11 protein-coding genes and 1 pseudogene are annotated in these 12,754 nt (G+C 63.5%); 7 read left to right on the forward strand and 5 right to left on the reverse strand.

Features of this window, described 5'->3' with window-relative positions; translation table 11 throughout:
* Positions 1–52: 52 nt before the first annotated feature.
* Complete coding sequence (locus H9K76_RS02980) at positions 53–1,891, forward strand: ABCB family ABC transporter ATP-binding protein/permease (protein WP_187598107.1); 1,839 nt, start codon at positions 53–55, stop codon at positions 1,889–1,891.
* A 37-nt stretch (positions 1,892–1,928) separates the two neighbouring features.
* On the opposite strand, the gene H9K76_RS02985 is transcribed toward H9K76_RS02980, so the two are convergent.
* From H9K76_RS02985 to H9K76_RS03005, 5 genes and pseudogenes are all read right to left on the reverse strand, one after another.
* On the reverse strand, positions 1,929–2,960 hold the full coding sequence (locus H9K76_RS02985; RefSeq protein ID WP_187598108.1) for an alpha-ketoacid dehydrogenase subunit beta: 1,032 nt from the start codon (positions 2,958–2,960) through the stop codon (positions 1,929–1,931).
* A complete protein-coding gene (locus tag H9K76_RS02990) occupies positions 2,957–3,964 on the reverse strand; it encodes a thiamine pyrophosphate-dependent dehydrogenase E1 component subunit alpha (protein ID WP_246475267.1) in 1,008 nt (335 codons plus the stop codon). Before H9K76_RS02990 ends, H9K76_RS02985 begins: the two co-directional genes overlap by 4 nt.
* 120 nt (positions 3,965–4,084) lie before the next feature.
* Positions 4,085–5,121 (reverse strand): annotated as a pseudogene (locus H9K76_RS02995) (DctP family TRAP transporter solute-binding subunit).
* A 67-nt stretch (positions 5,122–5,188) separates the two neighbouring features.
* On the reverse strand, positions 5,189–6,487 hold the full coding sequence (locus H9K76_RS03000; RefSeq protein ID WP_187598109.1) for a TRAP transporter large permease: 1,299 nt from the start codon (positions 6,485–6,487) through the stop codon (positions 5,189–5,191).
* Positions 6,484–7,074 (reverse strand): TRAP transporter small permease, encoded by a 591-nt coding sequence (locus H9K76_RS03005; protein WP_187598110.1) that lies wholly within the window; start codon positions 7,072–7,074, stop codon positions 6,484–6,486. The genes H9K76_RS03000 and H9K76_RS03005 overlap by 4 nt, the downstream gene beginning before the upstream one ends.
* Positions 7,075–7,316: 242 nt before the next feature.
* Between H9K76_RS03005 and H9K76_RS03010 the strand changes: the two genes are divergently transcribed.
* The 6 genes from H9K76_RS03010 to H9K76_RS03035 all read left to right on the forward strand — a co-directional run bounded on the left by H9K76_RS03010 (position 7,317) and on the right by H9K76_RS03035 (position 12,743).
* On the forward strand, positions 7,317–8,261 hold the full coding sequence (locus H9K76_RS03010) for a LysR substrate-binding domain-containing protein (RefSeq protein ID WP_187598111.1): 945 nt from the start codon (positions 7,317–7,319) through the stop codon (positions 8,259–8,261).
* A gap of 229 nt (positions 8,262–8,490) precedes the next feature.
* On the forward strand, positions 8,491–9,378 hold the full coding sequence (locus tag H9K76_RS03015) for an amino acid ABC transporter substrate-binding protein (RefSeq protein WP_187600432.1): 888 nt from the start codon (positions 8,491–8,493) through the stop codon (positions 9,376–9,378).
* Between the two features lie 131 nt (positions 9,379–9,509).
* Positions 9,510–10,412, forward strand: a complete 903-nt coding sequence (locus tag H9K76_RS03020; protein ID WP_187598112.1) for a transporter substrate-binding domain-containing protein — start codon at positions 9,510–9,512, stop codon at positions 10,410–10,412.
* A 140-nt stretch (positions 10,413–10,552) separates the two neighbouring features.
* Complete coding sequence (locus H9K76_RS03025) at positions 10,553–11,305, forward strand: amino acid ABC transporter permease (protein ID WP_187598113.1); 753 nt, start codon at positions 10,553–10,555, stop codon at positions 11,303–11,305.
* 1 nt (position 11,306) lies between these two features.
* The gene (locus tag H9K76_RS03030; RefSeq protein ID WP_187598114.1) at positions 11,307–11,978 is read left to right on the forward strand and encodes an amino acid ABC transporter permease; all 672 of its coding nucleotides are present in this window, start codon (positions 11,307–11,309) and stop codon (positions 11,976–11,978) included.
* A 27-nt stretch (positions 11,979–12,005) separates the two neighbouring features.
* The gene (locus H9K76_RS03035; RefSeq protein ID WP_187598115.1) at positions 12,006–12,743 is read left to right on the forward strand and encodes an amino acid ABC transporter ATP-binding protein; all 738 of its coding nucleotides are present in this window, start codon (positions 12,006–12,008) and stop codon (positions 12,741–12,743) included.
* The last annotated feature ends 11 nt before the right edge of the window (positions 12,744–12,754 follow it).

The following is a 12,754-nucleotide window of genomic DNA, read 5'->3' on the forward strand; positions in this document are numbered from 1 at the left end:
GAGCAAAAGCAGTCAAAGCAGCAAAGCACGCTCCAAGAAAAACCCACGAACCATGCGCGGCTACAGTTCCTCATCGGCATCCTCAGATCCCAGCGCGCAGCAGCGCACCCACAACGATTGGCAGACTCTGGGCCGGCTGGTGCCCTACCTGATGCAGTACCGATGGCGCGTGCTGGCCGCGCTGCTGTTCGTGCTGGCGGCCAAGGTGGCCAACGTCGGCATTCCCATTCTGCTCAAGCACCTGGTGGATGCCCTGTCCATTCAACCCGGCGATGCGGCGGCGGTACTGGTGGTTCCCGCAGGCTTGCTGCTGGCCTACGGCCTCCTGCGGCTGTCGACGTCGCTCTTCACGGAACTGCGGGAGCTGGTCTTCGCCAAGGCCACGCAGGGCGCGGCGCGCAGCATTGCGCTCACCACGTTCCAGCATCTGCACGGCCTGAGCCTGCGGTTTCACCTGGAGCGCCAGACGGGAGGCATGACGCGCGACATCGAGCGGGGTGTCAAGGGCGTCGAGTCGCTGATTTCCTATTCGCTGTACAGCATTCTTCCCACCTTCGTCGAAGTGGCGATGGTGCTCGGCATTCTTGCCATCCGGTTCGATGCCTGGTTCTTCTGGATCACGGCGGTAGCCCTGGTGCTCTACGTGACCTTCACCGTGTCGGTCACGGAATGGCGCACGCGCTTTCGCCGCGAGGCCAATGTCGCGGACTCGGCCGCGCACACCAAGGCCATCGATTCCCTGCTCAACTTCGAGACGGTCAAGTACTTCAACAACGAGGACTTCGAGTCCGGCCGCTACGACGAGAGCCTGGAGAAGCTGCGCCGCGCGCGCCTGAAGAGCCAGACCACGCTCAGCCTGCTCAACTCCGGACAGCAGTTCATCATTGCCACGGCACTGGTGATCATGCTCTGGCGCGCAACGCAGGGCGTGGTGGCGGGAAAGCTGTCGCTGGGTGATCTGGTGATGATCAATGCGTTCATGATCCAGCTGTACATACCGCTCAACTTCCTGGGTGCGATCTACCGGGAGATCAAGCAGAGCCTGACGGATCTGGACCGCATGTTCTCGCTCATGGACAAGGCCCGAGAGATCGAGGACAGGCCCGACGCCAGGCCGCTCGTCTGCGACGCTCCCCCGACGGTGCGCTTCGAGTGCGTGCACTTCGGCTATGACCCCGCGCGCGAGATCCTGCATGGCCTGAGCTTCGAGATTCCCGCGGGCAAGACGGTCGCGGTGGTCGGGCCGTCCGGCTCCGGCAAGTCGACGCTGGCGAGGCTGCTGTTCCGCTTCTACGACGTGGGCAGCGGCCGCATCACGATCGACGGCCAGGATATCCGCGATGTGACGCAGTCCAGCGTGCGCCGCGCCATCGGCATCGTGCCGCAGGACACCGTGTTGTTCAACGACACCATCGAGTACAACATCGCCTACGGCCGCCCGGGGGCAACGCACGCGGAGGTCGAGGAGGCCGCGCGCGCAGCGCGCATCCATGATTTCATTGCGGCATCGCCGAAGGGCTACGGCACGATGGTTGGCGAACGGGGGCTCAAGCTCTCGGGCGGCGAGAAACAGCGCGTGGCTATCGCGCGCACCCTGCTCAAGAACCCGCCGATCCTGATCTTCGATGAGGCCACCTCGGCGCTCGATTCCGCGAACGAGCGCGCGATCCAGAACGAGTTGCGCCGCGCCGCGCGGAACAAGACGGCGCTGGTGATTGCACACAGGCTCTCGACGGTGGTCGACGCGCACGAGATCCTGGTGATGGATGCGGGCGAAATCCTCGAGCGCGGCACGCATGCGGAACTGCTTGCGATGCAGGGGCGATACGCGCGCATGTGGATGCTGCAGCGCGATGCGCAGGAGCGGACCGAGACAGAGGAGGTCGGTTGAGCAGCCTGCTGGCGCCGCCGCGAGGCGGCGCGCAGGCTCACGCGCGCTTCAGAAGGCGCAGGGCGGACTGGCGGATCTGCTCGACACCCACCCGCGACTCCAGCTCCAGCGATCCCGCATACCCCACGGGAATGCGGGGTGCACCCAGCCGCGCCACCCGCGCGTCGGTGTGCTCGGCGACGGTGGCAGCCACCTCCGCCCCGAAGCCTGCCGCCTGAACGGCCTCGTGCACCACCAGCAGATGGCCGGAGCGGCGCGCACTCGCAAGCACCGCATCCCGATCCCAGGGCCAGATCGTGCGCAGGTCCAGCACCTCCGCATGGATGCCCTGTTCGGCCAGCGCGCGGGCGGCGTCCACACACACATGCACCTGCCTGGACCAGGACACCAGCGTGACGTCGGTGCGGCCGCTCGGACCGGCTGAAAATGCAACGCGTGCGCGTCCCAATTCCACCGGCTCGTGAACGACCTCGCCGGACATGCCCCACAGCTCCTTGTGCTCCATGTAGACCACGGGGTCTCCGCATTGCAGCGCCGAGCGCAGCAGGCCGTAGTTGTCGGCGGGCGTGGACGGCGCCACCACCACCAGCCCGGGCACATGGGCGAACCATGATTCGAACGACTGGGAGTGCTGTGCGGCAGAAGCCGTCCAGATGCCGATCGGCAGGCGGGCCACGAGCGGCACGCGGCCCTGTCCTCCGAACATGTAGCGGTTCTTGGCGGCCTGGTTCACCAGTTCATCGATCGCGCACAGCGCAAAGTCGGCCACGCGCATCTCGACGACGGGACGCAGCCCCGCCAGCGCCATGCCGACGCCAGCGCCCATGATGGTGGCCTCCGAGATCGGCGTATCGATGACGCGCTCCTCGCCAAAGATGTCCACCAGATTGCGGCCATCCGCGCTGCGGTACTGGCCGAAGACGCCTCCGCGCCCGAGGTCCTCGCCCATGGCGACCACATGCTGATCGGCGCGCATGGCTTCCTGCAGCGCGGCGGCGGCGGCCTGGGCATAGGTGAGGGTGGAGACGCGCGGCTCGTTGGCGGTGTTCGTCGTTGCAAAGTCGGTCATTTCCACATCCCTTCGCCGGTTGTCAGAATGTCGGTGTATGCAGCGGCTGCATCGGGCGCGGGGGCTGCGGAGGCTGCGGCGACGGCCGCGTCGATCTCGGCCTTCGCCTCGGCTTCGATGCGCGCCGCCTGCTCGCCCAGGCCGCGCTGTGCGAGCAGTGCGCGGGCGCGAAGAATCGGGTCGTCCTTGAGCGCCTCGGCCACTTCCTCCTGCTTGCGGTAGGTGGCAGGATCCACGGATACGTGGCCTTTCTGGCGATAGGTGATCGCGTGCAGCAGGCGCGGCCCCGAACCTGCACGGATCTGTGCGATCAACTGTGACGCGGCATCGCTCACCGCCTCCACGTCGTTGCCATCCACGCGCGTCGCCTCGATGTCGAGGGACTGCGCGCGGGCGCTTGCAGCGTTGGTGCCGGCCGTCATCGGCGCGGATTTCGTGGTGGCCGAGATCTGGTTGTCCTCGCAGACAAAGAGCACGGGCAGCTTGAACACCTGCGCCCAGTTCAGCGCTTCGAGAAACGGCCCGCGATTGATCGCGCCGTCGCCGAAGAAGCTCACGGCGATGGCCCCGGTCTTGCGGATCTTGAGGGCGTGCGCGGCCCCCACGGCGATCGGCAGGCCGGCCGTCACCACGCCGTTCGCACCGAGCATGCCGACCGAGAAGTCCGCAATGTGCATAGACCCACCCTTGCCTGCGTTGTAGCCGGTGGCGCGGCCGAACAGCTCGCACATCATCTTCGTCGAATCGGCGCCCTTGGCCAGCGTATGGCCGTGGCCGCGATGGGTCGATGTGAGCAGATCTTCGGGCCCCAGATGGGCGCATACGCCGGTGGCCACGGCTTCCTGTCCCGTGGACAGGTGCAGCGGTCCCTTCACGCGCACTTCACCGGGCTTGCCCGTCGCGGCGCCGCCCCAGCTCACGCCGCCCTGGCTGGCGGCCTCGGCGGCATCTTCGAATGCGCGTATGCGCACCATGGTTCGGAATAGAGAAAGCAGATCTGTCATGACTGGCTGAAGAAATACGGAGCGCGAGCCGACCCGGCGCGCAGCCCTTGTGATTGGGGGCTGCGCGCCGATGCCGTCATCGGGTGGGAGCTGCCTGGGCCTTGGTACCTGGGACTCGAATTACTTGGGACGGGCCGCGATGGCCTTCTCGGCCATGTCGACCAGGCTGGTGCCGATCTGTGGCTTCCACTTGTCGTACACGGGGCGTGTCACCTTGACGAAGGCTTCGCGCTGTTCGGGCGTGAGCTGCGTGACGGTCACGCCCATGCCGGCGATGTCCTTGAGCAGCGGCTTGCCGGCCTCAACCAGGCCCTTGCGGGCGATGGTGATTTCCTGCTTGCCCGCATCGATGGCGGCCTGGCGAACGATGTCCTGGTCGGCCTTGCTCCACGTGGCCCAGATGTCCTTGTTGACCACGAACACCAGCGGATCGGCCATGTAGCCCCAGGTCGTCACATACTTTTGGCCGACGGTCTGCAGCTTCAGGATGGTGAACATGAACAACGGGTTTTCCTGGCCATCCACGGCGCCGCTGGAGAGCGCGGGCTGCGCATCGGCCCAGCTCATCTGCGTGGGGTTGGCGCCCATCGCGGTGAACATGTCCGTGAAGATCGGAGAGCCCACCACGCGGATCTTCATGCCCTTCAGGTCCTCGGGCTTGCTGATGGCGTGCTTGGAGTTGGTGAGCTCGCGGTAGCCGTTCTCACCCCAGGCCAGCGGCACCACGCCGGATTTCTCCAGCGTCTTGAACACTTCCTTGCCGACCTCGCCCTGTGTCAGCGCATCGACGGCTGCGTAGTCAGGCATCAGGAAGGGCAGCGAGAACAGGTTCAGCGACTTGACCTGAGGGGACCAGTTGATGGTCGAGCCCACGGCCATGTCGATCACGCCCTGGCGCAATGCGCTGAACTCGCGCGTCTGGTCGCCCTGGATCAGCGAAACGCCGGGGTACAGCTTGATGTTGATGCGACCCTTGGTGCGCTCCTTCACCAGGTCCGCCCAGATCTGGCCCGCCATGCCCCATGGCGATGGGGGCCGAGCACCAGCGACAGGCGGTACTCGCTCTTGTAGTTCTGCTGTGCAAGCGCTGCCGAAGGCGACAGGACGAGTGCTGCAGCGGCGGCAGCCGTCGCGGTGAGGAATGTGCGGACTTTCATGGTTGTCTCCTTCCAGGGTTGAAATCTTGTGTGGGAAAAGCTGTTGATTCAGGGCGTGCGCGTGATCCTAGTAGCCGAGGTACTTGGGCAGCCACAGCGCGAGCTGCGGGAAGGCGATCACGGCGATCATCACCAGGAACATCGCGAACAGCATGGGGCCGACCCAGCGCACGGTGGATTCCATGCGCACCTTGGCGATGCGGCACGAGACCATCAGGTTCACCGCCAGAGGCGGCGTGAACTGGCCGAGTGCGACCTTCAAGGTGAGGATCACGCCGAACCAGACGGGGTCCCACTTGTAGTGATTCATCACCGGCAGCAGCAGCGGCACGAAGATCAGGAAGATCGACACGCCGTCGAGGAACATGCCCACGGTGATCAGCAGCAGGATCAGCAGCGCCATCACGCCCCATTCGCCCAGGCCCGAATGCACGATGGCGTTGGCCACGGGATCGATCACGCCGAGTGTCGAAAGCGAGAACGCGAAGATGCCCGCCAGCGAGACGACCAGCAGGATCACGGCGGACAGCTCGCCCGCCTCCTGCAGGATGGTGAACAGGTCGCGCACCTTGATCGTGCGGTAGATGATCATGCCGACGAAGAGACCGTAGAACACGGCCACCACAGCGGCTTCCGTGGGAGTGAACCAGCCTGCACGCATGCCGCCCAGAATCACCACCGGCGCCGCCAGGCCCCAGGACGCTTCGCGCAGGCTCTTCCAGAAAGGCGGGCGCGGCATGGACGATTCCAGCGCGCCCATCTTGTGCTTGCGTGCCATCCACACGGCAGGGAAGATCAGTGCGATGCCGGCCAGCACGCCGGGCACCATGCCGGCGGCGAACAGCGCGGGCACCGATGCCCCGGGCACCAGCACCGAGTAGATGATGAAGGCGACCGACGGCGGAATCAGGATGTCGGTGGCGGCAGCGGCGCCGACCACCGAGGCGGAGAAGCTCGCGGGATAGCCCGCACGGTTCATCGCCGCGATCATGACCGCACCCACGGCAGCCGCGTTGGCGGGACCCGAGCCGGAAATGCCGCCCAGGAACATCGCCACCGAGATTGCGACCAGCGGCAGCATGCCCGGCCCGCGACCGACGATGGCGACCGCGAAGTTCACGAGGCGCGAGGCCACGCCCGAGCGGTCGAAGATGGAGCCGACCAGCACGAACATCGGAATGGCAAGCAAGGGGTACTTGCCCAGGCCGGCATAGAAGTTCTGCGGCACGGCCAGCAGGCCGAACCATTGCGTCTCGCTGTTGGCCAGCGCGATCGCCGCGGCTCCCGCGAGACCCAGCGCAGCACCGATGGGCACGCCCACCATCATGAGCACGATGAAGGCGACAAACAGAAGCGTGGCGATCATGGCTGCTTGTCTCTGGCGTTGGCAGGGCCTTCGGCGGTACCGTCTTTCAGGTACTCCGCATCCGGCTGGCGCGTGCGGCGGATGAACAGGCCGATGGCGCGCATCGAGATGGCGACCGAGAGAATCGGCAGCCACATCGTGTACCACCATTGGGGCACGCCGATGCCGGGCGAGGTTTCCTCGAAGCGGAAGTCGTCGTAGAGCGTGCGGATGCTGAGCACGGCGATCAGCGCGAACAGCAGCGCCACCATCAGTGCGCCGAGCTGGGCCAGACGGCGGCGGCGCGCGGCCGAGCCCGCCTCGCAGAAGAACTCGATGCGGATGTGCCGGTCGCGCCCCACCGCGGCCGAGCCTGCGACGAGCGCGAGCACGATCATCAGGAAGACCGAGATCTCCTCGGTCCAGGCAAACGAGGAATTGGTGAAGTAGCGCACCAGCACGTTGGCGAACGTGATGAGAGCCAGGGCCGCCATCACGATGACGGTGAGCCAGTCTTCTATACGCAGGGAGCGGGGTTCTTCTTGGGCAGGAGCCGGGGCTTCCGGAACGGCGTTCTGATCCGTTCCGGCGGGAGATTTGGAGGACATCTGAAAAGGCAGGAGCGAAGGGTCAACGGACGGGGATGCCAACGCCGGGCCTTTCCATGTTGTGCATGTGGGGCCGCGTCATGCGCGCGTGTGCAAATCATTTTGCCCCTGAAGGCAGGCTGGGAATGTGCGGGTGTTCCCCGAGTCCTGGTGAAAAATTTGCTGCGCTGCAGCATCGAAGATTGCGATCCGCCTTGCCGCGAGAGCCTGAGCAACAGTGCCGTGCGCGGATAATGCGCGGCATGGAAACCAAGTGGCTTGAGGACTTTGTCAGCCTCGCAGAAACCCGCAGCTTCAGCCGGTCGGCACAACTGCGCCATGTGACGCAGCCCGCCTTTTCACGCCGCATCCAGGCGCTGGAGGCGTGGGCCGGGACGGATCTGGTCGATCGCAGTTCCTACCCCACGCGGCTGACAAGCGCGGGCAAGACGCTGTATGACCAGGCGCTGGAAATGCTGCAGGCGCTGCAGAACACACGCGCCATGCTGCGGGCGCACACATCCACGGGCAAGGACATGATCGTCTTTGCCGTGCCGCACACATTGGCGTTCACATTCTTCCCCGCATGGCTCACCAAGCTGCGCACCGAGTTCGGCCCGCTCAAGACACGCCTGCTGGCATTGAACGTGCACGACGCCGTGATGCGCCTGATCGAAGGCGGTTGCGACTTGCTGATCGCCTATTTCCACCCCTCGCAGCCGATCCAGCTCGATGCGGACCGCTACGAAATGGTCAGCCTGGGCCAGGAATATCTTTCGCCCTACTGCAAGCCCGACGCCGAAGGCAAGCCGATGTATGCGCTGCCGGGCAAGCCGGGCCAGCCGCTGCCCTACCTGGGCTATGCGCCCGGTGCCTACCTCAGCAGGGTGACGGACCTGATCCTCAAGGAGGCGGCCACCACGATCCATCTCGATCGCGTCTATGAGACCGACATGGCCGAGGGGCTCAAGGCCATGGCGCTCGAAGGCCACGGTGTGGCTTTTCTGCCGCACAGCGCCGTGAAGAAGGAATTGCGGGCCGGAAAGCTGGTAAGCGCTGCGCCCGCGGACGCGACGCATCTGCACATGGCAATGGAGGTGCGGGCATATCGGGAGAGGCCCAGCACCAAGGAACCGGGGAATTCGCTGGCCGAATCTTTCTGGAGCTACCTGCAGTCACAGACCGACGCGGCCATCGTCGAGGATTGAAGCGGGGGTGACTATGTGGTCATTCATGTTTTGATTGCATAGTTACGAGTAGCAATTAGCATTGGCACTCATCGAATGGCACCTATACATTCGCTGAAAAATTGATCCGGCCCTCAAAAAGGTATCGGATCTTCGCTGGACAGACCGCTTGACTGCGCATGCAGGGCCCTACCGAGCCCCCATGCGCTTGATCTGTCCTGTTCTTGGAGCCAAGGAGCACAGTCATCTCATGAGAAACATTCTCTGGCGGGCATCTGCATGCCTGGGACTGATCGTGACCGCCGCAGCCGCGCACGCGGACGGGGTGCTGGATCGGGTCGCCAAGGGGGCGCCCCTGGTGATTGCACATCGCGAGGCTTCCATTCCCTTTTCCTACGTCCATCAGGGCAAGCCGATCGGCTATGCACTGGATTTGTGCCTGCGCATCGCCGAACAGGTGCGCAGGCAGGCCGGCGTCAAGGACATGCCGGTCCAGTTCGTGCAGGTAACGCCCGCCAACCGGGTGGATGTGGTGAAGACCGGCAAAGCCGACCTGGAGTGCGGCTCCACCACCAACAACGCCGCAAGGCGGCAGGATGTCGATTTCACCGTCGCCCACTTCATCACAGGTGCGCGCATCCTGGTGCCCGCGGGCAGCAAGGTGGAGCGCCTCGAGGATCTCGAGCAGAAGAAGGTGGTTTCCACCAAGGGCACAACGCCGCTGGCCGCACTCGAACAGGCCAATCGGGCACGCTATTTGCGTATGAACATCCTGACCGCTCCCGATCACGATGCGGCCTTCGCGATGGTCCAGAAGGGCGAAGCGGATGCCTTCGTCATGGATGACGTGCTGCTGGCCGGGTTGTCGGCCAATAGCGCGGATCCCAAGGCGATGAAGATCGTCGGTCGGTTTCTGACCACCGAGCCGCTTGCCATCATGCTTCCCAAGGGAGACGAGGCATTCAAGAAGCTGGTCGATACCGAGATGCGCCGGCTGATCTCGAGCGGGGAAATCCATGCGCTATATGACAAATGGTTCCTCAAGCCAATTGCGCCAGCGCAGCACTCGCTGAACCTGCCGGTCAGTTATTTATTGAAAGACTTCTGGAAATACCCTACAGATCAGCTCCCCGGTTGATGGTGCAATTCCCCCAACCACAGTTTGCGGGTGCTGATCGGAAACTGCGATGTCAACGGATCACTCGTTGACATTCACTGACTTCTGAATTCACTACACTGTTTTTTTCGCTTCACTTGCAAGGAGATTCTATGAAGAAGCATTTGATGGTCGCCGCCATCTCGGTACTGGCTGCAGGCACGGCATTCGCCCAGGCCAATGACACACTGGCAAAGATCAAGTCTTCGGGCGCCGTGACGTTCGGCGTGCGCGAATCCTCCGGCCTGGGCTATACGCTGGGCAACGGCAAGTACGTGGGCTTCCACACCGAGATGGGCGAGAACATCCTGCACGACGTCCAGAAACAGCTGGGCCTAGCCAAGATGGAAATCAAGTACCAGCCGGTGACATCGCAGAACCGTATTCCGCTGGTGCAGAACGGCACCGTGGACATCGAGTGCGGCTCCACCACCAACAACCTGGCTCGCCAGAAGGATGCCGCGTTCGCCTACACGACCTACGTGGAGGAAGTGCGCATTGCGGTGAAGGCCAATTCCGGCATCACCGGCATCAAGGACCTGAACGGCAAGACCCTGGTGACCACCACCGGCACCACCTCCGTGCAGACCCTGCGCAAGAACAAGCGCGCCGACGGCCTGACCTTCAAGGAAGTCATGGGCAAGGACCACGCCGACTCGTTCCTGATGCTGGAGACCGGCCGTGCCGACGCCTTCATCATGGACGGCTCGATCCTGGCCGCCAACATCTCCAAGTCCAAGGCTCCCAGCGAGTACAAGATCGTCGGCGAAGTGCTGTCGGTGGAACCCATCGCCTGCATGCTGCGCAAGGACGACCCTGCTTTCAAGAAGGCCGTGGATGACTCCATCGCCCGCCAGATCAAGGACGGCACCCTGGCCAAGCTGTACGACAAGTGGTTCATGCAGCCGATTCCTCCGAACAACGTGAAGATCGGCCTGCCGCTGTCGGCCGCCACCAAGGCTGCGTGGGACGCTCCGAACGACAAGCCCATGGAAGAGTACAAGATCGCCGACTGATCCTGTCGCTTGAAGGTTGCGCCCCTTCGGCCGGTTCCGGCCAAGCCCGAAGGGGCGTTTTTGTTGCGAGATCGCGTTGTGAGCGCCCACTGCGGCAGGATGCGGTCTCCCTGGTTGTTTGAAGAAAAAGAGGTGCTCGTATGAGTTGGGATTGGCAGGTGTTCTGTCAAGACACCATTACCCAAGAGGTCGGGCAAAGCTGTTTTGGAAAAAACGGCGACATCACTTATCTCGATTGGATGCTGTCGGCCTGGGGCTGGACGGTTTCCGTGTCACTTTTGTCGCTGCTGATCGCGCTGATTCTGGGCGCCATCATCGGCACGCTGCGCACCTTGCCTGACCGGCCGTGGATCGTCCGCCTGGGCAATGCGTGGGTCGAGTTGTTCCGCAACATTCCGCTGCTGGTGCAGGTCTTTGTCTGGTATCACGTGATTCCGGCCATTTTCCCGGCGCTCAAGCGCGTGGACGGTTTTGTGCTGGTGGTGTTCGCCATCGGCCTGTTCACCTCGGCGCGTATCGCCGAGCAGGTGCGCTCGGGTATCCAGGCCCTGCCGCGCGGCCAGCGCTATGCCGGCATGGCCGTGGGTTTCACCACGTTCCAGACCTATCGCTACGTGCTGCTGCCCATGGCATTCCGCATCATCATTCCGCCGCTCACGAGCGAGACCATGAACGTGTTCAAGAACTCGTCGGTCGCGTTCGCCGTGTCGGTGGCGGAACTCACGATGTTCGCCATGCAGGCGCAGGAAGAAACCGCGCGCGGCGTGGAAGTCTATCTGGCCGTGACGGCGCTGTATGTTTTCTCGGCCTTTGTGGTCAACCGCATCATGACGTTCATCGAGAAGCGCTCGCGCGTCCCGGGTCTGATCGCGGCAAGCGGTGGAGGCCACTGAAATGATGCTGAGTCTTGACTGGTCATTTTTCTCGTGGGACCTGTTCAGCAACTATGTCTGGAAAGGTCTGAAATACAGCCTGCTGCTGACATTGATCGCTACCGTGGGCGGCGTGTTCTTCGGCACCCTGCTGGCCCTGATGCGGCTGTCGGGCAAGAAGTGGCTGGATCTGCCCGCCACCATCTATGTCAACGGCATGCGCTCCATCCCGCTGGTGATGGTGATCCTGTGGTTCTTCCTGCTGATGCCGATGATCATCGGCAAGCCCATCGGCGCGGAAACCTCTGCCATCATCACCTTCGTGGCGTTCGAGGCCGCCTACTTCAGCGAAATCATGCGTGCGGGCATCCAGTCGATCCCGCGCGGCCAGGTGTTTGCCGGACAGGCCATGGGCATGACCTACAGCCAGAACATGCGCCTCGTCGTGCTGCCACAGGCCTTCCGCAACATGCTGCCGGTGCTGCTGACGCAGACCATCATCCTGTTCCAGGATACGTCGCTGGTCTACGCCATTGGCGCCTACGACATGCTCAAGGGCTTCGACATCGCGGGCAAGAACTTCGGTCGCCCCGTGGAGTCGTATCTGGCCGCTGCCATCACCTATTTTGTGCTGTGCTACGCGCTGTCGTGGTTCGTCAAGCGCCTGCACAAGAAGATCGCCATCATCCGTTGAGGCTGCCGCCCGATCAAAGGAATTGCAATGATTGAAATGAAGAACGTTTCCAAGTGGTACGGCAGCTTCCAGGTGCTGACCGACTGCTCCACCAACATCCAGAAGGGTGAAGTGGTGGTGGTGTGCGGGCCGTCCGGCTCGGGCAAGTCCACACTCATCAAGACCATCAACGCGCTGGAGCCGTTCCAGAAGGGCGAGATCTTCGTCGATGGCGTGGCCGTTCACGATCCCAAGACCAACCTGCCCAAGCTGCGCAGCCGCGTGGGCATGGTGTTCCAGCACTTCGAGCTGTTCCCGCACCTCTCGGTGACAGAGAACCTCACCATCGCCCAGATGAAGGTGCTCGGCCGCGGCGCGGATGAAGCCAAGCAGCGCGGCCTGAAGATGCTGGACCGCGTGGGCCTGATGGCGCACAAGGACAAGTTCCCGGGCCAACTCTCGGGCGGCCAGCAGCAGCGCGTGGCGATCGCCCGTGCGCTGTCGATGGATCCGATCGTGATGCTGTTCGACGAACCCACCTCCGCGCTCGATCCCGAAATGGTCGGCGAAGTGCTAGACGTGATGATCGGCCTGGCCAATGAAGGCATGACCATGATGTGCGTGACGCACGAAATGGGATTCGCCCGCAAGGTCTCGAGCCGCGTGATCTTCATGGACGTGGGCGGCAAGATCCTGGAAGACTGCTCGCGCGACGAGTTCTTCGGGAACCCGGATGCACGTCAGCCACGCACGAAGGAATTCCTCAACAAGATCCTTCAGCACTAAATCCAACCCCC

The sequence above is a fragment of the Diaphorobacter ruginosibacter genome (genome assembly GCF_014395975.1).
Lineage (GTDB): Bacteria > Pseudomonadota > Gammaproteobacteria > Burkholderiales > Burkholderiaceae_C > Diaphorobacter_A > Diaphorobacter_A ruginosibacter.

Bases quoted from the DNA above. Each gene is read 5' to 3' on its own strand.
- H9K76_RS02980 (WP_187598107.1), top strand. From the start codon at position 53: ATGCGCGGCTACAGTTCCTCATCGGCATCCTCAGATCCCAGCGCGCAG.
- H9K76_RS02985 (WP_187598108.1), bottom strand. From the start codon at position 2,960: ATGACCGACTTTGCAACGACGAACACCGCCAACGAGCCGCGCGTCTCC.
- H9K76_RS02990 (WP_246475267.1), bottom strand. From the start codon at position 3,964: ATGACAGATCTGCTTTCTCTATTCCGAACCATGGTGCGCATACGCGCA.
- H9K76_RS03000 (WP_187598109.1), bottom strand. From the start codon at position 6,487: ATGATCGCCACGCTTCTGTTTGTCGCCTTCATCGTGCTCATGATGGTG.
- H9K76_RS03005 (WP_187598110.1), bottom strand. From the start codon at position 7,074: ATGTCCTCCAAATCTCCCGCCGGAACGGATCAGAACGCCGTTCCGGAA.
- H9K76_RS03010 (WP_187598111.1), top strand. From the start codon at position 7,317: ATGGAAACCAAGTGGCTTGAGGACTTTGTCAGCCTCGCAGAAACCCGC.
- H9K76_RS03015 (WP_187600432.1), top strand. From the start codon at position 8,491: ATGAGAAACATTCTCTGGCGGGCATCTGCATGCCTGGGACTGATCGTG.
- H9K76_RS03020 (WP_187598112.1), top strand. From the start codon at position 9,510: ATGAAGAAGCATTTGATGGTCGCCGCCATCTCGGTACTGGCTGCAGGC.
- H9K76_RS03025 (WP_187598113.1), top strand. From the start codon at position 10,553: ATGAGTTGGGATTGGCAGGTGTTCTGTCAAGACACCATTACCCAAGAG.
- H9K76_RS03030 (WP_187598114.1), top strand. From the start codon at position 11,307: ATGATGCTGAGTCTTGACTGGTCATTTTTCTCGTGGGACCTGTTCAGC.
- H9K76_RS03035 (WP_187598115.1), top strand. From the start codon at position 12,006: ATGATTGAAATGAAGAACGTTTCCAAGTGGTACGGCAGCTTCCAGGTG.